The 21,569-nt window shown below is 35.9% G+C and carries 22 protein-coding genes; 7 read left to right on the top strand and 15 right to left on the bottom strand.

From position 1 onward, the window contains the following. Window positions 1-9: 9 nt before the first annotated feature. The 6 genes from I6L50_RS11215 to I6L50_RS11190 form a co-directional block, all read right to left on the bottom strand. A complete protein-coding gene (locus I6L50_RS11215; RefSeq protein ID WP_002087191.1) occupies window positions 10-210 on the bottom strand; it encodes a sporulation YhaL family protein in 201 nt (66 codons plus the stop codon). A 77-nt stretch (window positions 211-287) separates the two neighbouring features. Beyond that, the gene (locus tag I6L50_RS11210; RefSeq protein ID WP_219301494.1) at window positions 288-1,160 is read right to left on the bottom strand and encodes an alpha/beta fold hydrolase; all 873 of its coding nucleotides are present in this window, start codon (window positions 1,158-1,160) and stop codon (window positions 288-290) included. A 239-nt stretch (window positions 1,161-1,399) separates the two neighbouring features. Further along, window positions 1,400-1,591, bottom strand: a complete 192-nt coding sequence (locus I6L50_RS11205; RefSeq protein WP_219301493.1) for a Phr family secreted Rap phosphatase inhibitor — start codon at window positions 1,589-1,591, stop codon at window positions 1,400-1,402. Further along, entirely contained in the window at window positions 1,591-2,685 is a 1,095-nt protein-coding gene (locus I6L50_RS11200) for a response regulator aspartate phosphatase (RefSeq protein WP_219301491.1), read from the bottom strand. The genes I6L50_RS11205 and I6L50_RS11200 overlap by 1 nt, the downstream gene beginning before the upstream one ends. Window positions 2,686-2,942: 257 nt before the next feature. After that, complete coding sequence (locus I6L50_RS11195) at window positions 2,943-3,920, bottom strand: ring-cleaving dioxygenase (protein ID WP_219301489.1); 978 nt, start codon at window positions 3,918-3,920, stop codon at window positions 2,943-2,945. Between the two features lie 44 nt (window positions 3,921-3,964). Beyond that, window positions 3,965-4,909, bottom strand: coding sequence for a ring-cleaving dioxygenase (locus I6L50_RS11190; RefSeq protein WP_219301487.1), 945 nt, complete (start codon window positions 4,907-4,909; stop codon window positions 3,965-3,967). A gap of 666 nt (window positions 4,910-5,575) precedes the next feature. Here I6L50_RS11190 and I6L50_RS11185 point away from each other — a divergent pair. Then, window positions 5,576-5,755 carry a DUF4177 domain-containing protein gene (locus tag I6L50_RS11185; RefSeq protein WP_000272495.1) on the top strand — a complete coding sequence of 60 codons (180 nt, stop codon included), beginning with the start codon at window positions 5,576-5,578 and terminating at the stop codon, window positions 5,753-5,755. Window positions 5,756-6,257: 502 nt separating this feature from the next. On the opposite strand, the gene I6L50_RS11180 is transcribed toward I6L50_RS11185, so the two are convergent. The 4 genes from I6L50_RS11180 to I6L50_RS11165 all read right to left on the bottom strand — a co-directional run bounded on the left by I6L50_RS11180 (window position 6,258) and on the right by I6L50_RS11165 (window position 13,248). Continuing rightward, window positions 6,258-7,685 carry a serine hydrolase domain-containing protein gene (locus I6L50_RS11180; RefSeq protein ID WP_219301485.1) on the bottom strand — a complete coding sequence of 476 codons (1,428 nt, stop codon included), beginning with the start codon at window positions 7,683-7,685 and terminating at the stop codon, window positions 6,258-6,260. 414 nt (window positions 7,686-8,099) lie between these two features. Further along, entirely contained in the window at window positions 8,100-9,044 is a 945-nt protein-coding gene (gene yhaM, locus I6L50_RS11175) for a 3'-5' exoribonuclease YhaM (RefSeq protein WP_002011096.1), read from the bottom strand. 41 nt (window positions 9,045-9,085) lie between these two features. Continuing rightward, window positions 9,086-12,010 carry an ATP-binding protein gene (locus tag I6L50_RS11170; RefSeq protein ID WP_219301483.1) on the bottom strand — a complete coding sequence of 975 codons (2,925 nt, stop codon included), beginning with the start codon at window positions 12,008-12,010 and terminating at the stop codon, window positions 9,086-9,088. After that, entirely contained in the window at window positions 12,007-13,248 is a 1,242-nt protein-coding gene (locus I6L50_RS11165) for a metallophosphoesterase family protein (RefSeq protein ID WP_219301481.1), read from the bottom strand. Before I6L50_RS11165 ends, I6L50_RS11170 begins: the two co-directional genes overlap by 4 nt. A 253-nt stretch (window positions 13,249-13,501) precedes the next feature. Between I6L50_RS11165 and I6L50_RS11160 the strand changes: the two genes are divergently transcribed. Next, complete coding sequence (locus tag I6L50_RS11160) at window positions 13,502-13,687, top strand: YhzD family protein (protein WP_000539551.1); 186 nt, start codon at window positions 13,502-13,504, stop codon at window positions 13,685-13,687. Window positions 13,688-13,714: 27 nt separating this feature from the next. Here the strand turns inward: I6L50_RS11160 and I6L50_RS11155 are convergent, their stop codons facing one another. Continuing rightward, on the bottom strand, window positions 13,715-14,077 hold the full coding sequence (locus I6L50_RS11155) for a hypothetical protein (protein ID WP_002064091.1): 363 nt from the start codon (window positions 14,075-14,077) through the stop codon (window positions 13,715-13,717). 154 nt (window positions 14,078-14,231) lie between these two features. Here I6L50_RS11155 and I6L50_RS11150 point away from each other — a divergent pair, with 154 nt between their 5' ends. After that, window positions 14,232-14,372 carry a YflJ family protein gene (locus I6L50_RS11150; RefSeq protein ID WP_000273535.1) on the top strand — a complete coding sequence of 47 codons (141 nt, stop codon included), beginning with the start codon at window positions 14,232-14,234 and terminating at the stop codon, window positions 14,370-14,372. Window positions 14,373-14,445: 73 nt separating this feature from the next. On the opposite strand, the gene I6L50_RS11145 is transcribed toward I6L50_RS11150, so the two are convergent. The 4 genes from I6L50_RS11145 to I6L50_RS11130 all read right to left on the bottom strand — a co-directional run bounded on the left by I6L50_RS11145 (window position 14,446) and on the right by I6L50_RS11130 (window position 17,394). Continuing rightward, complete coding sequence (locus I6L50_RS11145; RefSeq protein WP_219301479.1) at window positions 14,446-14,844, bottom strand: Ig-like domain-containing protein; 399 nt, start codon at window positions 14,842-14,844, stop codon at window positions 14,446-14,448. 100 nt (window positions 14,845-14,944) lie between these two features. After that, a complete protein-coding gene (locus I6L50_RS11140) occupies window positions 14,945-15,379 on the bottom strand; it encodes a hypothetical protein (protein ID WP_113936624.1) in 435 nt (144 codons plus the stop codon). Window positions 15,380-15,542: 163 nt separating this feature from the next. Continuing rightward, complete coding sequence (locus I6L50_RS11135) at window positions 15,543-16,187, bottom strand: response regulator (protein ID WP_113936625.1); 645 nt, start codon at window positions 16,185-16,187, stop codon at window positions 15,543-15,545. Beyond that, the gene (locus I6L50_RS11130; protein WP_219301477.1) at window positions 16,177-17,394 is read right to left on the bottom strand and encodes a sensor histidine kinase; all 1,218 of its coding nucleotides are present in this window, start codon (window positions 17,392-17,394) and stop codon (window positions 16,177-16,179) included. Before I6L50_RS11130 ends, I6L50_RS11135 begins: the two co-directional genes overlap by 11 nt. 570 nt (window positions 17,395-17,964) lie before the next feature. Between I6L50_RS11130 and I6L50_RS11125 the strand changes: the two genes are divergently transcribed. The 4 genes from I6L50_RS11125 to I6L50_RS11110 all read left to right on the top strand — a co-directional run bounded on the left by I6L50_RS11125 (window position 17,965) and on the right by I6L50_RS11110 (window position 21,500). Further along, complete coding sequence (locus tag I6L50_RS11125; RefSeq protein ID WP_219301475.1) at window positions 17,965-18,957, top strand: zinc-dependent alcohol dehydrogenase family protein; 993 nt, start codon at window positions 17,965-17,967, stop codon at window positions 18,955-18,957. Window positions 18,958-19,074: 117 nt separating this feature from the next. Then, window positions 19,075-19,380 carry a hypothetical protein gene (locus tag I6L50_RS11120; RefSeq protein ID WP_219301473.1) on the top strand — a complete coding sequence of 102 codons (306 nt, stop codon included), beginning with the start codon at window positions 19,075-19,077 and terminating at the stop codon, window positions 19,378-19,380. 181 nt (window positions 19,381-19,561) lie between these two features. Beyond that, a complete protein-coding gene (locus tag I6L50_RS11115) occupies window positions 19,562-20,242 on the top strand; it encodes a FadR/GntR family transcriptional regulator (protein WP_219301471.1) in 681 nt (226 codons plus the stop codon). 70 nt (window positions 20,243-20,312) lie between these two features. Continuing rightward, the gene (locus I6L50_RS11110) at window positions 20,313-21,500 is read left to right on the top strand and encodes an MFS transporter (protein ID WP_219301469.1); all 1,188 of its coding nucleotides are present in this window, start codon (window positions 20,313-20,315) and stop codon (window positions 21,498-21,500) included. Window positions 21,501-21,569 lie beyond the last annotated feature (69 nt).

Below are 21,569 nucleotides of genomic sequence, written 5' to 3'. Positions count from 1 at the left end.
AAGTTTCTATTAAAGCAATACCGAATCTTTATCACTATCCTGATTACGTTTCTCTCGTTCTTCTTCTAAGCGCTTCATATATACTTCGCCTTCTTTTTCGATAAAATCATTATCCATCTCTTGCTCTTTTTTCGAAGTATATAAAACCATGTAGCCACTTAGTACAATCCCAATGATTACAAGATAAATCCACCATGGTAAAGTTTCCACTTTCGTTCATCCCTTTCCTTAGACAAGCCTTATTAGTTTCACTTTATGAGGAAAGAAGTGGATTTATGCTTAAAATTTTATTGTGGATTCTTCGCGAAGAACGCTTGTACATATTCCATAAACTCTATTGGTTCCTGGCGAAACGGTGCATGGTATCCTTTTTCAATGATATGGAACGTACTATTTGCAAATAGCTCGTGATACAGTTCACCATTTTTCCAAGAAACACTCTTGTCGTGTCGTCCCCATATAATTAAAGTCGGTACCTTGATTTTATCGGCTTCCATCGCAATGCGGCGCTCTCTCATTTTCGTAAGCTGATCATAATGCTCTTTATCATCGCGACTATTTTTCACTGCATTTTTATTATAATCCGTAATCTCTGTTACAGTTTGTAAGTCTGTCGATAGTGGCGGTACTTCATAACTTTCCTTTTGCTGGAAAGATTCAATCCCTGTAGAATCCGCTAAAACGAGATGCGTTACTGCATCCGGATATAAATACGCTAAATTCAGAGACATCTCCCCGCCCATCGAATGACCAAGTACTGCGAATTGATCGTATCCGAGTTTCTTCATTAACTTATAATATAAATTCACTTGCGCAGGAAACGAATACTGAAAATCAACCGGCTTAGAAGAACGCCCAAACCCTAAAATATCAACCGCGATAATCGTATGATCCTTTACAAGTTCCGGATAAATATCATTAAACCCATCTGAAGAACCACCGAACCCGTGAAGCATAAGTAAAGGCGGTTTCCCCTCACCAATTTGCTTAAAATAAATCGTCTGCCCATCAATCTGCGCCATACTCTCTTTCGTATTCAGCCTCATCATCACAGTATTTTTCACTTCTTCAACCTTCGCAATCGGCTTATCAACGAAGTTACATACTATTAATAAAACAAGAACAATACCGCTAATCATATAAAACTTAAACCGTTTCAAAATCCCCGTCTCCTTTCTCATGTTGCTATTTAAAGTTTTTACATTTTTTGGTTATTTTATGTTCTTTTTTAATTGTAACCACTTTAGTTACAATTATATTAAAAAAATATAACTCATTTCTATTAATGATGGTTATTTTGTAACTATTATAGTTACATATTTAAAGTAAGTCAATTCTTTTCTCTACATGTCCTAATAACAAAGAAAGGGACTTCATGTTGAAGTCCCTTTCTTTGTTATTAGAGTTGGCTTACTCCGCCGTCTCCTCTATTATCTGCTGGTGCTCCGCCGTCGCCTTTATTGAAGTTGGCTGGTGCTCCTCCTGTGTCTCCTCGAGAAGCGTATTGATTTGATTCAGCAGAACTGTTTAAACCTATCGCTAAAGTCCCCAAAAGTGCTAGTCCAGTTATTACTCCACTAAGTTTTTTCATTATTTCAAAGCTCCCTTTTCTAAATATTTTTTATTCGCCTTATTATTTATATAAAAATATTTACTTGCTTTGATATGATTATCTTCTTCATAAAATTGCATTGCTAATTTTTCACTGTATTCTTTTACGCATTCTAAGAGATTTTTACTTTCAAAGTACGCAATGCCTTCTAATATAATTTTCTCCATTTCATTCGCATTAGAGCCTTTATTTAATTTTTCCAATATCATAAAGCGATATTGAAATTCTCTATTTTTTAATTCATTACATATTTCAATTCCCAATGCAATGTATCTTTCTGCTAACTCAGTTTTACCCAATTTACAATACTCTTCAGCCACTGTAAAAATCGCTTTATAATGTTTAGGTAATTTCTCAGCAACTTCAGAGGCATGACGAATTGCTAAATCAGATAGATTTTGAGTGCCATATAACCAACCTAAATTGTTTCTAATCATCAGAACGTACTTTCTATGATTTACTCTTTGGAACACATCTAAAGCAATATTAAAACTTTCTTCTGCTAATTCAAATTGCTTTAATTCCACGCAACATAAACCATATATATTTTCACATAATGCAACATTAATTTGATACTCAGGATGATTTGAAAATTCTGCTTTTGCTTTTTGAATATGGTGAATAGCTTTTACTTCCTGATACGTATGATAGTAAAATTCGCCTAAACGATAATTAAATTCTGCTTTTTCGCAAGGATTTTGAATATATTTTAATAATGTTTCTGCATGTTCAAATTCTTTACCAGCTTCCTCATAATTTTCAATCATTCTAAAATAAAGCGCTTTAAACAAATGATAACAATACGCTAGCATACCTTCTTGCGGAGCTTCAAAAGATTCCACTTGATTAAAACTACCTTCTTTAATGGAAACCCAATCACTCAAAACTTGATATCTGAAGTTCAATAACGCATGATAAAGCAATACATCCTGATCCACGTCCAACCCACTAATCGTACTATCAATCTCTTCTTTCATTTCCGTAGCTTTCTCTATGTTTTGCTGCAACATTACACGATACCAATTATCTAAAGAATGTTTCATTTGCTCCTTCGTTACTACATCTGTTCCCATACCTTCGCATCCCCTTTTCTCCAAAATTACAAAATTAGGATATTTATACAATTATTCAAATTGTATATTATCACCCCTTTTCTATGTATTGAAAAATAATTGTCAGAAAATTTATAATTTAAATGAATTATACCAAATATTTCTATTTTAAAAACTTGAGAAACATTTTTCAGAAAATTTTATAGATCAAATAAAAAAGCAAGCAGTTCCAGCGATTCGCTAAAACTACTTGCTCTCCTACTTATTATTTCTATTTTTTACTCTTTAATAAATTCCTTCGTACTTCTCACTGTATCAATCGGACGAACTAACTTCTCAATTTCTTCACGCTTTGGCTCTAAAAACGGAGGTAAAGATAATTTTTCTCCAAGTGTTTCATATGGCTCATCTCCCATAAAACCAGGGCCATCTGTCGCAAACTCGAATAAAATTTGCGGCGCAACTCTTGCGTATAATGACTCAAAGAAGTGACGATTTACATAACCAGATGAAGGGAGTCCAACTCGGCTTAGTCGCTCAATCCACTCTTCTAATACAGCGCGATCCTCTACGCGGAATGCGGCATGATGCACTGTACCAAAACCTTGTTGTGCTTCAGGAAGAACTGTATTATGTTCTACAATGACAGAGGCACCGTTTCCACCTTCACCTACTTCAAATAAGTAGAACTCTCCTTCTTGAGCAATCTCTTTAAATAATAGAACTTTTTCTAGCACCTCTTTGAAATAACTAAAGTTCGCGATACGAATAAATACAGGTCCTAAGCCAGTAATTGCATATTCTAATGGAACTGGACCGTTTTGCCACGGTGTACCTGACTCTATCCCATTATCAAGTTCATCTGAGATTAATTGATAGTGTTGATCGTCAAAATCAACGAAAGAAAGAGTTTTCTTACCAAATTGTTCTTTAATTCCTGTATGCTCCACTTCAAGACGATCAAAGCGTTTCACCCAATACGCTAACGCTGCGTCAGTTGGAACACGGAATGAAGTTTTTGAAATCTCATTTGTACCGTGTACTCCTTTTGGAACACCTGGGAAATCAAAGAATGTCATATCTGTTCCTGCACTACCTTTATCGTCTGCAAAGAATAAATGGTACGTTTGAATATCATCTTGGTTTACTGTTTTTTTAACTAAACGCATTCCTAAAACGTGAGTGAAAAACTCATAGTTCTTTTCTGCACTACTTGTAATTGCTGTAACGTGGTGAATTCCTTTTAATTGGTTCATTTTATATTCCTCCAATGGTTTTAAATTTTATATTTTCTCTTCTATTATTTCTCTTCAATAGGTGCTAATTTCGCTTCAATTTCTGCTCGCTGATCTTCTAAGAACGGCGGTAAATCAAGTTTTTCTCCTAAATGTTCTACATCGCCATCAACTGTAAATCCTGGTCCATCTGTCGCAATTTCAAATAGGATTCCGTTTGATTCACGGAAGTATAAGCTTTTAAAATAGAAACGGTCGATAATGCCTGAAGAATGGAAACCTTTTTTTATTACCTGTTCTTCCCAATAAGCAAGCTCTGCATCGTTTTTTACACGGATTGCTAAATGGTGAATGCTACCGCGGCCCGGCTTTTCAGTAGGACCATCTAAATATTTCACAACGATCTCTCCGAAGGCTTCCCCTTTAATAGACTGGAAAATCGCTTCTTCGTCATTTCGGCTAACTTCTGTATAACCAAATATGTCTGTTAGTGTACTTGCCAGTTTATCCAGTCTACGCACTGTCATTTCCACAGAACCCATTCCTTGAATTTGATGTTCAGCCGGAACTTCGGATTTCTCCCACGTTTCCCAGTGCTCTACTTTTTCTCCGTTTGAAACGAGTAGTACGAGACGCAGACCTTCAGCATCCTCAAATTGCAAAGCAGGACGATTTGCATATGTTGTCATTTCACTATGTTTCACATCAAATTTCTCAAATCGTTCTTTCCAGTAATGTAAGCTTTCCTCTGAAGGAACGAGTAATCCAATTCGAGTAATTGCATTTGTACCACGGTACGTTTTTCCTACTAAAGGCATTTCAAAAAATGATAATTCTGTACCTGGACTTCCTGTTTTATCTCCGTAAAATAAATGATACATGGACGGATCATCTTGGTTTACCGTCATTTTCACACGACGTAAACCAAGCACATTTTTATAAAAATGGTTATTCTCACTTCCGTTTTTTGTGACCATTGAAATGTGATGATGCCCTTTAATTTCATACATTGATAATTCCTCCGCTTCATTTTACTAGTCAAGTGATACCTAAAAAATAATATTTCCAACAAATAATATGGTTATTAACTTTTCAATTTATGCTCATTATGTTTTTATAGCTTAGTCGTATTTTTTTATTGAATAAGCTGCACTGAATCCATTTATAAATTACTTTGTTTTGTAAATCGAAAGCAACTGAGTGTATGTTTTTCATATGACTCAATCGCTTTCGTTACTATCACTTTACAACTCAAGTGATTAAAAAGCAAGTGATTTATCTCAAATTCGAGATATTTTTTTATTGCATAAAATTTTGGACTACAAACACAAGAAATTCTTGGTTTGGAGACATTATAAAATTCATAAGTTGATGGATGTAGGATATCGCCAGCATTAAAAAAACAAGCTAAGAAGTATGCAAGGTTTTATACCGTTTTTCAGCTAATTCAGTAACAAACAGAAATCTTAAAATCCCCTTCAGGATAGGAATGTATAAAAAAATGTATAGATCCATAGAACGTAAAAAGGAGGTTCCCTTATGAGAGCAGGGTTCCTCTTTGTCCTTGCTACCGATAATGTTACGTTATATTAACTGAATGCGAATACCATATACATCCAAAAATCATAACAAATCGATTCTCTGAAATGGTACAATTAGGAAAAGGGGGGAAGGATATGTACGATTACAAATTCGTGAAAGTCGAAGTTAATAACTGGAAAGGGGAACCTAAAGAAGATTATAAGCGTATTATTGCCGAACATGCTGAAGACGGTTGGAAATTTGTTCAAATCTTTGCACCATCAATCGCAGGATACGCGCAATATTTTGAGATTATCTTCGAACGAATCAAATAACCCCTTTCGAGAACGAGAGGGATTTGCTTTGAATAACATACAAAAAGAACTGAAATATTTGGGAATCTAATTGTTCTCAATTTAACTTATAAGACAAATAAGCTAATATTAATCAACTTCCAATATCGAGAATTATGTAAATAAGCTGCCCATATGGACAGCTTATTGTATTTTTTCTGAAATGCTGGCGGTACTCAATTTAAAAGTTGATATGCCCCCATTCTAGTGGCAAGATATGTTTTATTAGTTCTTCGTTACACCCATGCGTACTTCTTAACTATTTTATTTCATTTTTAATAAAGTGAAACTTTAATCAGTGGGGGTTTTCTTCACCCCCCACTGATTATCAGCCCTCACCAATCGGACTTTAATGGGCAGCCCGACCCCCACCTAAATTCTTTGCTTTCGCTGAATTTTGAGTTGGGGGTCTTACTGCCCATTAAAGCGGGATAAATTGAAATTTAATGACTTAACATTATGCTTATCTTAGGAGCGAGGTATTTTATCGGTGAGTGTATACAAACCATGTAATGCTTGCTGTTAATAATGCTGACGAAATCAAAGCTGTAAGAACACTATATGTTTGCCACATAAGTATTGTTGACCAATCGAAAGCACAGCACAGTATACACAGGGCAATCGTAACGATCAGGAAAATAACTGTTACGGTTATTCTCTTTTTTGTCATTGGCTGCTGCTCATTCGTTTTCCTTCTGCGTAATCCTAAGAGAAATAGCAAAACGGCCAATAGGCAAAAAATAATTGTGATAGACGACAAAATGATATCCAAAAGCTGTGTGCCGCTTATTTCATATGACTGAGTTAGATTGCCTTCCAATATATCTTTAACTTTTAGTACCATGTTTGTATTGGTATTTGCGCCGTTGCTCAGCAAGGAGACGGCTGTTCGTTCATTTAGCAGTATAACTACTTCGGTTCTGAAATTTGGATTGCCCCCAGTGTGTTCTATAATCGTTTGTTCGGCGTTTACGGACCAGCCTGCCGCATAATACATACCGTTGACAGCCGAAACAGACATATCACCCCTATGTGATTTTTCGATAACCATGTGAAATATTTCGGGTATGTCCTGCACGATCCCCATCTGTATGCCCATCCAACGCGCCATATCTTTTGTATTAGAAATGATGTAGCCTGCGGGTTTATTCCCAGCATAATCCGGAGCTTTAAATGGAGTTGTCATAAAAAAGGAAGAACGGTAGCCCTGTGCCAACTGTCCAGTGGCTTGAGCATCTTCTTTATAAACATACGTCTGGTTAAGACCTAACGGCTGAAATACCTGTTCCTTCATAAAGTCTTCATAGCTTTGTCGCGACACAATCTCAATAACCAAACCCAATACGTCATAATTAACGGTTCCATAGTTATACTGTTCACCGGGAGGGAACGCCAATTCAGCATCCACGAGCATTTCCACAGTCTTTTGCAACATATCCGGTGTATTGCCTTGTGGAATATTTTGAGTATGCCTAATATTTGTTAGACCACTGGTATGGTGAAGAAAGTTATTTAGTGTAAGACTTTGCATATCAACAGGTTTCCCTTGATACTTTAACGTAAACCAAGGTAAATATTTTTGGACAGGGTCAGTCATTGAGAGCAGCCCTTGCTCTTCCAACAGCATAATACCCATACCGGTAAAAGCTTTACTGACCGAGGCTAACTCATAGAGTGTATTTTCACTTGCAGACAACCCCTTTTCACGGTCTGCATACCCTGAAGAAAAGTAGAACACTTCATCATCAGCAAGTATTGAGATTGACATTCCCGGCACACCTGATATACGACAGGCATCATCTAGCAACGCTTGTATTGCCGCAGATTGCGAATCTGACAACGCATAACTTTGTGTTGCAAATCCTGAGAATAATATAAATATCGTTAATACAAAAACAATAATCTTTTTCATAAACTCTCCTTTTTGGAAAATTATAAGAGAATAATATAAAGTGAACCTATAATCAGCCCTCACCAATCGGACGTTTACGGGCAGCCCGACCCCCACCTAACTTCTTTACTCCAGCCAAATTTTGAGGTGGGAGTTTTACTGCCCGTTAATGTTGGATAAATAACCTCCTTTTACAACTACGAAACTAAATTTTAATGTATCTTTCTATTCACCTGTATAATATCAAATAATTACGAATAGTTACACTTGAACGAACAGATGGATGTAATTTGAAACAACTTTAAAGAGCCTTGCTACGTAGAATGTAGTAAGGCTCTTAGCTTTTTAATAATCAAAATTCAATAACTTTATTATCATTATACAACAGCCCCACTAAGCGTATTAACACTTAATGAGGCCATTCTATTCACAATCTTAATTATGGAACGTCGGCTTATAGAACGAACGATTATCAAGTGCAAAGACACGTTCTGTGTATTCGCCTGGTTTTGTACGTCCTAATGCGCGGTCCATCATGTTCATTTTTGCATCTAAGTTATCGATGTAGTGCAGAATTTCTGCTTCTTTTACTAATGGTGGTTTTGGACTACCCCATTCTGCTTTTCCGTGATGAGAAAGGACGATGTGCTGAAGGATTAACACTTCCTCTGCATCGATTTGTAGTTCGTCTGCTGCTTTACCAATTTCGTTCACCATGATAGAGATGTGGCCAAGTAAATTTCCTTCTAACGTATACGTCGTAGAGATCGGGCCAGATAGTTCGAATACTTTACCAAGGTCGTGTAAAATAACGCCCGCATATAGTAAGTCTTTATCTAACGATGGGTATAGAGCTGATATAGCTTTCGCTAAATCTAACATTGATACAACATGGTAAGCTAGTCCAGATACGAACTCGTGATGGTTCTTTGTCGCTGCTGGATATTCTAAAAATTCGTTTTGGTGCTTATTTAATAAATGTCTTGTTAGACGCTGTATGTTCGGGTTTCTCATTTCAAATATGTATTGCGTAATTTTCTCAACCATATCTTCTTTTTTTATTGGAGCTTTTTCTACGAAATCCGAGATATCTGTTACTTCATTTTCATTCGCAACACGGATTTGTTTCACACGTAATTGAATACGTCCTTTGTAGTTTAAAATATCTCCAGCTACTTTAACGATTGTTTCCGCTACATATTGTTTCTCAACTTCTGGTGATACATCCCATAGCTTCGCTTCAATATCTCCACTTGGATCTTGTAAGATTACTGTTAAAAACGGCTTACCATTGCTTGCGAGACCTTTTGTCGCTGTTTTAATTAACAAGAAAACATCGACTTGTTCACCAACTTCATATTCTACAATTTTCTTTTTCATTCGAATTCCTCCACCAAATCAGTTACTTTTAGTATAGCATACTACAACTCATTTTCTTTACGCTTACGCGTTAATTTTATAATCTCATTTTCTGTAAAATACGTGAGTAAATGCGCATGGCATGTAAAGAAGATAACTTGTCTATCTTTCGCAATTTCTTTTATAAGTTCAATCGTTCGATTCGTCCTTACCGCGTCAAAATGTACGAAGCTATCATCAATAATAAATGGATAGTCATGCTCAAACGTTTTCGCTAGCGCGAATCGCAATGATAAATATAACTGCTCCGCTGTCGCTTGGCTTAGTTCATGACTGTAAAAACGCATACCATCGTTACGTTCGACAATGAAAGGTTCCGCTTCTGACGGTGAGAATATTTTACTATATCTTCCGCCTGTTAAATACACGAAATACTCTTCAGATTTTTGTAAAATACGCGGAAGATGCACTTCATGATAATACTGCTTCGTTTTCGTTAATACTGTCTTTGCGGCCGCATATGCAGCCCACTTCTTCACTTGTTCACGCACTTGTGATTTTTTCATTTCCCACTCATGTAGTAAATCACCGTACGTACTGCCTTCTTCTAAATTCGCAATTTCTATTCGATGCTTCGCAATACGCTCTGTCAGTTCTTTTTCTTGCGCCAGACAGCTTTGCGCGGCTGTAATTTCTTGCTTTAATTTTTCATCATAACCGTCAGCCTCATAATGCTCAGCTAATGACAAACTCGTTAAGCGCTGTTCTAACAAATCAATTTGAGGTAATAAACGCCCCATTTGCTTATCCGCATCTTCACGTTTTTCTGCCCGCTTACCTGCTTCTAAAAACATCTCTTCATCAGTAGAATCTGCAATATGCCATAAGTTATCTCGTTCTACTAAAAGTTGTTTTAATTGCTCTTGCATGAACTCGAATTCTTCTTGCCATTCCGCCAGCTTCTCTTTTAGCTGCTTACAAGTTTGGCGCTTCTCTTTCTCATTTTGCATACGACTTTGCGCCTCATGCAAATTACTATACTCTTTACTACCGATAACAGTTTCTAGTTTATGCTCAAAGTGCGAAATCATTTCATATAATGAAGATTTCCGCTCGCCTTGTTTATCTAGCTCACGATATAATTGCTGCATTTTTTCAATCCGCTCAAACGCTGGCAACATGTGCGCATATGTAAAAAATTGAGGGAACATATAGCGCGTTTTATACGCATCTACTTGTTCTCCTATTTGGAAAGTTTCTCTCTCCCATTCTTCATAAGATGAAACGACTTTATCATAAGCACGTTCCATTTGTTGTAATTTATAAGACTCTCGCTCAAATAACTTTCGAATCTCTTCATCCTTTTCTAACTGATAACGAACCGACATCGCCTCTTCACTTTGACGCCCGCCAGCACTTTGCTGAAGAGTAAGAAGCTCTTCTTGTAATCCACCCGAAGGATCTTTATATAAAACGAGTGCTAAAACAATCCCTACAAAAACAATAACACTAATAAATAACAGCACGCGGTTATCTATAAATAGACTCGTGAATAAAACAAGCGTGTTAATAAGAAGTAAAAGAAGACAAACTCTTTGCCACTGTTTTTTCTTTTGCTGAGCTGCCCCTGATTTCTCTTCATACTTACGCTTCATTCTCTCTGCGCCCATACCTAAAAATGCCGCATCCTGAAATGATTTTTCTTTCTCAACTAACGTATTTCGTTCTTCATCAGCTAACATTTGCTGGCTGATTTGTCTTATATTTTCTTCTTGCTCTTCTAATTGCTCCTGAGCCGTTTTGAAACGTTCATCAAGCTGCGTTTTTTGCGTTTCTAACTCTCTCGCTTTTTGCACCGTTTGTGTAATTAATTCTTTCGTCGCTAAACTTATATCAAATGAAAGAACAGTCTCTTGTTCAAAAGTAGCGCCAATTTGTTGCTGTAGTTCTGCGATTTCTTCTTTTATATTCGCAATACTTCCCGTCATATCACGCATTTCTTGGCGTGCATTTTCATAAGACATATGCTGCATACGAAGTTCTTCTACGTAACTTTCTTTTTGTAAAAATGCTTCATGTATTTCTGTGGAATCAATTTCTGATTGCACTGTTTCTATCTTTTTTTGAAGCGAATCTACTTGTACTTGCAGCGGTTCTATCTTTGCCTTTACCGCCTCATAGCGCGCCATTCCGTTTACAGGAAACTGCCCGTTCTCGCTTTTCAACACTTTCTCGTGCGCACTCTTTTCAATAACGAGAGGCTCAAGCGCCGCTAATATTTCATAATCTTGCTTTCGTTTTTCGGCACTCTCTTTTTCCGCACGAACAGAAGCAAGCTTCTCTTCACTTTCTTTTAACTGCTCGACCTGTTTTTCATACGTGCCAATTTTCCCTTGCCACTCTTTCATCTTCTCTTCAAGTTTCTTCATCTCTTGCAGTGACACATTAATTTCAGGATTACGACCACTCGGCTTAAAGCGCTGATTCATTTCTTTTTCTAATTTTTTATCTAACTGCAATAACGCATCGCTTCCGACTGCACTTGCCGAAAATAAATAATTACCGATATCCGCTTCGCCGAGCTGATGAATATTTTGCAAACCATGCATATCAAATGAAAAAACAGAATCAAATAAGCTTTCATTCACACCGCTTAATATATCGTTTAAAATATCTTCGCCGCCAGTTTTCCCATCTTCAAAATAAACGGTCACCTCACCAACTGCCGTCTTTGGCAATCGTTCAATTTTCAAACGGCTGTACTTTTCTGTTTGAACAGTAACTGCTCCGCCATACTTCCCGCCTTCTTTCGGCTCATAGCGGCGCTGTCCTCTCGTTGGAAAACCGAATAAAATACTTTTCATAAACGAGCGAATTGTCGATTTCCCCGCTTCATTTTCACCGTACAGTACCGTCAGCATTGACAGATCCATTTCCACATTTTCTAGTTTTCCATAGCCATAAATATGGAGTTTTTCAATTCTCATTTTTTATCCCTCTCTTGCTGGAATAATTGCTCTAAAATAATATTTTCCGCTTCCTTTTGAATCTCTTTCTTCTCTTCTTCCGTAAAAGCTTCAATACTATTACGCGCCACAGGAGATGTCCAAATGGTGCGCAACACTCCGTCCATATTTGTGAAAGCTTCTAACTCTTTCAGCACACTACCGACGAAATGATTTTCTTCTTTCAAACGTTCAATTTCCGCAAAAGAAACCGTCTCATTTTTCCACTTCATCGCATATACGAAATCTTTTCGCTCTTCTCCCGCTGCTAAAATATGAAAAATCTCTTCCACGCGCTTGTCTTCACGCAAATAAGGAGAAAGTGGTCCCTGTCCTGTAAATATGACAGTTAAAAGCATACCTTCCTCTTCTCTTCTGCATTCATTCATCGCACTTGACGCGCTCGTCATAAGGTCATCAACAGTTTCCAGTCCATCAATATTCACTTCTATCTCATCCCATACAACATCCGCCGTATGGAAAAATGAACATTGCGTTCCTTGTTTCGTGAGTTCAATCAGGTACGCACCCTTTTCTCCTGTTTCCTTACGATGACGTCCTTGTATATTGCCTGGATAAATCATATACGGCTCTTCTGATAAAATTTCACGTTTATGTATATGGCCAAGAGCCCAATAATCAAACTGCTTTTCTTTCAGCTCACGAATTTGAAACGGTGCATAGCGATTATGCTCTGCATCTCCTTCCACACTTCCGTGAAGCATTCCAATATGAAAAGGCGCATCACTCATTTTCGTATATTGCGCTGTCATATTATCCGTTACCGCTTGCTGCAAATAACTAAACCCGTAAATAGAAGCTAATAGCTCACCATTTTTATAAAATGACTTCTCTTCCACATAAGGCTCCGTAAACACATGAACATTTTCCGGAAACTCAATCGCTGCCCAGCTTCCCCCTAAATGATCATGGTTACCGTGAATAATAAAAACAGGGATATCGTACTGCGACAGTCTCTTCATTTGCTCACGCACAAACACTTGCGCCCTCAAACTTCTCGTCTCCGCATCATACAAATCCCCGGCTAGCAATACGAAATCAACGCGCTCTTGAATCGCTTTATCAACAATACGCTCGAACGATTCAAACGTACTCTGCTTCATTCTCTCCCAAACAGACTGCGCAACATTCATCTCCATCCCTTTAAACGGACTATCCAAATGCAAATCAGCCGCATGTATAAACTTCACTTGTTTCACAGATAACGATCCTTTCTATAGTTCAAAAGTTTCATCTTATCAACATTAAAATTGCTAAAAACTAATAATCGTCGGAGATAAAAAGGCTCCCCGATTAGTTCAACTAATAATAAGCAGGGGATGAAAAAACTCCCCTGCTTATTAAAGTTTCACCTTATTGTAACACGCAATGTCATATATTTCTTTGCATATTCTAGTGATTTATGTCAAAATAGTTATAAGATTCTGATTTTTATTATTGGAGGGAATTTTCATGGGAGTATACGTTCTAACAGTCTTTGAAAAAGATGGTTCAAAAGCATTAGATGAATCATTCGAGGCGGCAACTGAAAAAGAAGCGAAAGCAAAAGGTGAATCTATTTTACAAGAGAAAGGATTGTATGAAAAAACACATCGCTGCACATCTTCTGCAGGTAAGCTCGTTTTATTCCAGCGCTAAAAAAAAGAAGCGTCATCCGCTTCTTTTTCACTCTACTATATCTTCGTCACACCACGTAAACACCACATCTAGAATGCGATTACCGATACGTACGCGCTTATTCCATTTTCCTGTTTGGATCTGATGTTGCAATTCCGCTTTCATCTTTTCCGTCCAGTCGTGAATCGTGTCACTACGGTCGTACGGATATACGCCTGGAAACTCTTCCTGCAGAAGATGCAAGCTCTCTGCATCAAAATGAAAATGGAAGAAGTAGTTTGCTGTAAGCGATGGTTCTTGCAATCGTAAAAAATGATCATCAACTTGCTTTCTATTTCTATAGAAAGTAAAGATATTCACTTTACCGCTCGTAATTTGGTCAATTTGAATTTCGTGCTTCTCTATAATCACGTCTTGCCCACCTCGTTATATACTATCCTTAGTATATATGTCTTTTGCAACAAAGTTAACCATTTTCGCGCGAAATTCATTTCCTTCATTATATTACCTGTACCTCCAAGTACAATCAGAACTACTAAAAACAAAGTTGAAGGGGAGCGATTTCATGTATTTCGGAAGCAAAGGTTGGTATGTAAAAGAACTTAAAAAATTAGGGATTCGTACTTACGAAGGTAAAAAACTAGAATCTTATCGTACGCATATTTTATCTAGTTTACTTGAGAGAATGAAGAAAGCTTCGGCTTAATAGATGTAGGAAGCAACAAATTGTTGCTTCCTTTTACTTTTATTTAGTAAATAAAAACTGGAATCATTATAAATTAACAATCTGCCTTTACTATTATACTATCTTGATAAAAACCACCTAATATCAACTGAACCTTTATTATCAAATACTCTTCCAGATGATTATTCGTATATATTTTAAATTCTCCATACTCATTAACCCGTCCACTTCCAACAAGCATATCGCCGCTCGTTATGACAATTGTTGCATAAGGTTCCGCATGGCCCGATACATAATTATCACCATATTTCACAAAATCTATCGTTATTTTCTCATAAATATTACTAACTGAATCTATACATTTCTTTTCATACAAATTAGCATTTAGTTCTTCGGTCCTCGAAAACGCTCTATTCCTGCTAACCTTTTCTGAAGAGAAAGCAAAACTCCCCAGCCAACTAAACCTATAAAATGTAGTAATAGGTAGAAACATCTGTGTTAACTCCCCCATTTCTTATCAACTGCAATCTTTGAATGAATTTACAGCAATACGTTTTATGTTGGGATAAAAGAAAACAGCTTTGATTTTCCATTCAATTTCGCACTGTTAATTTGTACAGAACACATAGAATACTGGTTTTCACCCCAGATGTAATGACAACACTACACAAAAGAAACCACGGTCCATTAAATGTAAATCCACCTTCAAATATATTAATAATAATTATGTTACCAATTATTAAGAGAATCCATGAAATGAAATACTGTTTTCCATTTGTAATATATAAAATTTCATCCTCATAACAGACTGTAATTCCCCCACCTTGCCAAACACCAATAGCGAAAGAAATAAGCGTAACTGCCAGTAACTCTGCTTGTAAATCCCTAGTCATTGGTTGCGGCGCCATATAAGTAATAATCCCTATCATCATGAGAAAAGTTATAATATCTATCCAGTTTAATTTTCTTTGTTTGCTTTGCAGCCAAATAAAGAAAATTAATACAGGAATTAAAAGCAAAGTTTCCATTTAATTATTCTTCTTCCTTTCCTACATTAGAAACGTCTATAATTGTAATGCAATTAGATTGTTCTTAAATCTCTCATACTTTCTGAAGCATAACATGAGAAAGAAATAAAAAAATCGTACAAAAGGGCAAGCCTATAATGTACGATTGGGCATATATAATGTTTTAAAAATGAATTAACTTCCTTTCAATAGATACAGCTACTGCTTCTGACCGTGAATTAACACCTAATTTATTGTATATATTTGTTAAATATGCTTTTACCGTTCGCTCAGCTATTCCCATATCAAATGCAATTTCTTTATTCTTATATCCGCGCGCAATAGCTTTCAGCACAAACAATTCTTTAACCGTTAAGTTATTTTTTGCAACCTTATCAGCATGTACTTCTTTCCTTTTATACTTCACTATCTTTTCCATAATATTTGGTTGTAGTAAAATCTCACCTCGAATAGCCGCTTCCAATGTTCGAAACAAATTCTCACGATCCGTATCTTTTAGCAAATATCCTTTTGCCCCTAACTCAATTCCCTTTAACATTAATTCATCTTCGTTATAAGTAGTTAATATAATAATCGGCGTATGATTTTGTTTTTTATTTAAAGCCTCAATTGTTTCTAAGCCACTCATTTTAGGCATATTTAAATCCATTAAAATGACATCAGGTTTCTTTTTTTCTATGAAAGAAAGAGCTTCTTCTCCGTTTGCAGCCTCACCTATAATTTGAAATGAATCACTCGTTTCTATTATTAATTTCAGACCCTCTCTCACAACGAAATGATCGTCTACAATTAATACGTTATGCTTCATGGCTATCTCCTTCTTTATTTATAGGCACTTGAATATACACTTTCGTACCTTTCATCTTTTCACTCAATATATGTATTTCTCCCTTAATCAATCGAACACGCTCATTTAAGCCAATTAAACCATAATGTCCAGGATTCTTACCGATATATCCAGTGTCAAAACCAATTCCATTATCTTCAACTTCAATAGTAAGCTTTTCAAGGTTATCGATATATTCAACTTTTAAATTTACATCTGTTGCCTGTGAATGTTTTGCGATATTCGTTAAACATTCACTAATTACATATAAGCAGTGCTCTTTTACTACGCTTGAAATATACGGTGGACTTTGGATAGTAAATCTCACATGTATAGACGTAGCTTCAGAAAAACGTTGAACCTCTTCTTTTACTGCTCCATTAAATGAATTAGTAGTATGACGCAAATCATCAATAACCAACCTTGCATCATGTAAAGTTTGTCTCGCTCTTATCATAGTTTGTTTCATAATCTCTTGAGAGCGTCCTGTATTCCCCTTTTGCATATGGGCATCTATTGCTTCCAATTGCATAATTAAGCTTGCTAAACCTTGCGCTAACGTATCATGTAAATCTCTTGCCATACGCTGCCTTTCATTAGCTAATGTCAATTCTTCCACTCTCATATATGCAGACTCTAACTCTTGAATATAGCTCTGTATACGATTACGTGCATCAAATTGCTGCTTATTAATGTAAGAAAAAGGAATAATAATTGCTAATACTAAAAGAAACATAGAGATAAGAATAGCTAATTTATTCACACCATAATTGATACTAATTGCAGCACAAAATATTGCATACATAAAAGTAAAAACTGCCATTACTTTAAATATATTGTTATAAACATATAAACTTTGGGCGATTAAAATAGGAGTTAATCCAACAAAAATCGCTATCGAAGCATTTGTTGCAATAAATGCAGCCAAAAACACAATGAAAAGTTGTACAAAAAAGAAGTACAACAATTGCCTATTCTTTAATGAACTCGCATACCAATGAAAAATAGTATGAATAACAATGACTATTGTAAAGAAAAAACTATCCATAGAGAAAATATTATTACGAAATTCTAAAAGCATTGAAGCTAGATATACGAGTGTAACCCATAAAATAATAAACCTTCTTGGAATAAATACCACTTCCAATACATTTGTATCCAAATCTATATTTAAACTTATTTTTTTCATATCTGACCTCCACTATTACATTATACAAGATGCAACTTACATTTTGATAAAGTGAAGGCTTTTACATACAGCCCGACTCCCACAAATAGCGGGATAAGTCACTGATTCCTCTTCATCCTCATTACCAAATATAAATATTAAATATTGTATATTAAAATATATTGATGTTTATGTAAGATTATTATTCAGCAATTATCTACAAGAATTCTCACATAAATGATCTGTACATCAAAAACAAATTGATACACAGATCATTTGTGTGAGAAATTGAGAAAACTTCAAACGAGAATTATGTACCCTAGCAGAACAATAATGGTACATCTATCTCAAGTTGGAAAAAGACGCTCACAAGGGCGTCTTTTTTTATATTACTATATACCTAATAACTTGTTCAGAAAATCGATTCTACAATGCTACATAATTAATGTATATTTTAACATTTGCACAATCAAAATCTCCTCAAAGTATAAACGACGACTTTCTGTTCCCTTTTATTTAGTGCTAATGAAATAATCATTTAAACTGAAAATGCTATAATTAACCCAATCAAACTAAGGGGGAACAACTATCTTGCACGGAAAATACATTCAATTTCATAAGTTTGGTAACCCAAAAGATGTATTACAAGTTGAATTTAAAAATATAGAACCATTAAAAGATAATGAAGTTTTAGTTCGTATGTTAGTTAGACCGATTAATCCATCTGACTTAATTCCAGTAAGTGGAGCATACTCACATAGAATCCCTTTACCTAACATACCTGGTTATGAAGGTGTTGGTATTGTAGAAGATGTAGGTGCGAGTGTTTCTAGAGACCTTATCGGTAAACGCGTATTACCTTTACGCGGAGAAGGTACTTGGCAAGAGTTCGTTACAACATCAGCTGATTTTGTAGTCCCTATTCCTGATTCAATCGATGATTTTACAGCGGCACAAATGTATATTAATCCCCTTACGGCGTGGGTCACATGCACAGAAACGCTAAACTTAAAACAGAATGACGTTTTATTAGTAAATGCTTGTGGATCCGCTATTGGTCATCTTTTTGCTCAATTGTCACAAATTTTAAACTTCCGATTAATTGCAGTGACAAGAAATAGTAAACATACAGAAGAATTACTTCAGCTTGGTGCCGAATATGTAATTGATACTTCCACTGTCCCGCTTTATGAAACAGTTATGGAGTTAACAAACGGGCTTGGTGCAGATGCTGCGATTGATTCTATCGGGGGACCTGATGGAAATGAATTAGCTTTCTCCTTACGTCCAAATGGGCGCTTTTTAACTATCGGCCTTCTATCAGGTATACAAGTAAACTGGGCAGAGATTGTCACGAAAGCAAAGGTGCACGCGAATATATTTCATTTACGACATTGGAATAAAGAAGTGTCACCATATAAATGGCAAGAAACGTTTCGTCACTTAATTCGCCTAGTGGAAAATAAGCAATTACGTTTCATGACAGTCCATTCTACGTATGACTTAGCAGATGTAAAAAGTGCAGTTGGTGTCGTTCAGTCTGCTGAGAAAACAAAAGGTAAAGTGTTTTTGACGAGTGATTAAATACAATTGAAGAAGTCTTTTTGATCGGCCTTTTAAATAGATTAGATAATACATTTAGGAGCACGGAATTGTAAGTATCTGGTATAATTCTATTAAAAGGCGAAAGGAGATTCTAACATGTGGTTAATTACGGTAATTGCGCCTGTTGTAATAGTCGGAGGAATTGTATTATATGTAATTAAAAGAATGAAACATAAATATAACGAAGGCAAATTAGGTAAGAAAAAATCAAAAGGTGCTCAACAATTATTAGATAGTTTAATACCTATAGGAATGCTTTTAGGGTGTTTAATCGGTATAATTGTCGACATATTTTTCCCGGGTTATTCACTGTTTACAGTTGGTTTAGGGGCTGGAATAGGCTATTTATTCGGATTTTTTGCCTATGAAATTTATAGCAAGACAGGAAACGATTTTTCATAATCAAAAACAAACACAATTGTAGAATAAGCGAGGCCAGTACATATTAGGCATATAAAATATGTACTGGCTTTTCATTTATTCATCAACGTTATCCCCTTCCACTTCCACTACCTAAAAAATAACATTGTCAACGGAACTTAAATTGGTTATCATAAAAATGAATATAACAGGAGATGAGCAGATGAATATAAACGAAAAGAAATCTTTTTCAAAAGTTTCTCGACGGAAATTAGTCGATGAAGTGTTGGAACGTCTACAAGAAAAAATCTTTTCTGGCGAGTATGAAGTTGGTGATCGCCTCCCTACAGAGCCGCAATTAATGGAAGAGTTAGGTGTAGGGCGTTCGACGCTGCGAGAAAGCATAAAGATATTAGTACATGCCGGCATCTTAGAAGTTCGACAAGGACAAGGTACTCGTATTGTCTCACTAAATACAACACAAGATTCATTTGAAAAACGATTGCAAGCAGCTAATATTAATCATGTGTATGAAGCAAGAAATATGTTAGATAAAGAAGTAGCGATGTTAGCGGCACAGCGCCGAAGCGAAGAGGATCTTTTATATTTAAAAGGACATTTGAATAAAAGAAAAAATGCCCTTCAAGAAGGAAATTATGTAGCATACATAGATGCAGATATTCAATTTCATCTAGCAATTGCAAAGGCGAGTAAAAACGAAGTTCTACTTGATTTGTATCAATCTTTCGTACCTGCCCTTCGCCACATTTTAAGCCAATTAATATTAAATACAGCGAACTATGAAGATAACTCTGACATTCATGAAAAATTATTCCAAGCTATTTTAAAACAAAATGCCGAAGAGGCTCGAACATACGCTGTTCAAAATTTGGAGCTGAAATAAGCTCCTTATATATTACACTAAAACATCAGATGATATACTCAATAACATCTGATGTTTATGAGAGGAGAAAATGAAATTGAAACATCAAGAACGAACTTATTTGTATATACTAGCACTATTTTTTGTTTCCATTAATTTACGTATCGGAATTACATCTATTTCACCTTTATTAGAAACAATCCGACAAGACTTAAATATAAGCAATTTTTCCGTTAGTTTTTTAACAGCTATTCCTGTTTTTTGTATGGGGACATTCGCCTTACTGACTGGGAAGGTAATTAAAAAATTCGGAGCAGAAAAAGCAATTATGGCTTGTCTTATTTTAATTGGCTTTGCTACATGTATGAGGGCTTTTACCTCTTCCATTTCCACATTATTCGCGAGCTCTTTATTTATCGGCATCGGAATTGCACTTGCAGGTCCGTTACTATCAGGTTTTATTAAAGAAAAATTCCCTACGAAAATTGGCTTAATGATTGGCATATATTCAGTAGGTATGGGAACTGGTGCTTCTTTAAGTGCAGGGTTAACGATCCCTTTACAACATGTATTAAAAGAAGATTGGAATATGGCACTCGCTTTTTGGGGTGTACTTACTATTATCGCTATTATATTTTGGTATCCGGTTATGAAACGAAAAAAGAATACGAGTACACAAGATAAAAAGCATAATAGTTTACCTTTAAGAAATAAAAAAGCATGGTTGTTCACAATCTTTTTCGGACTACAATCAGGAATCTTTTACTCCATTACAACTTGGCTTGCGCCCGCAAATCAAAGTATGGGTGTCAGTAGCGAACAAGCTGGTACTCTCATAACTGTATTTACAGTTATTCAAATGATATGTAGCTTTTTAATTCCAACATTAGCGGATATTTATAAAAACCGAGCACTTTGGTTATTAGGGAGTATATGCTTCGTACTCGTAGGTTTATCGCTTATGATTTACCCACTAACTACACCATGGATCCCTTCTATTTTACTAGGCATCGGGCTCGGCGGCGTATTCCCACTCGCTCTCATGCTACCGCTATATGAAACAAAAACTTCAGAAGATGCGAGTGCATGGACTGCTATGATGCAGTCCGGAGGATACATTATGGGCGGATTCATTCCTGTCCTAGCAGGAATCGCTCGTGATTATTTTAATAGCTATACGCAAGTTTTTATTATAATGGCACTTTTAAGCTTCCTTTTATTCCTATTAACTTTAGTCATGAATAAAAAGAAAGTAGAAGCAAAAGATCTTATAGCTTAAATAAAAAGAATGAGCTTTTTCCTAAAGGATCAAGCTCATTCTTTTTACTTCTACTACTTGAAAACAAAA

Origin of the sequence: Bacillus sp. FDAARGOS_1420, assembly GCF_019344915.1 — a bacterium.
In the GTDB taxonomy this organism is placed as follows: domain Bacteria; phylum Bacillota; class Bacilli; order Bacillales; family Bacillaceae_G; genus Bacillus_A; species Bacillus_A mycoides.
The sequence above is the reverse complement of the archived record's forward strand: the minus strand, read 5'-3'. Positions and strand labels throughout refer to the sequence as shown.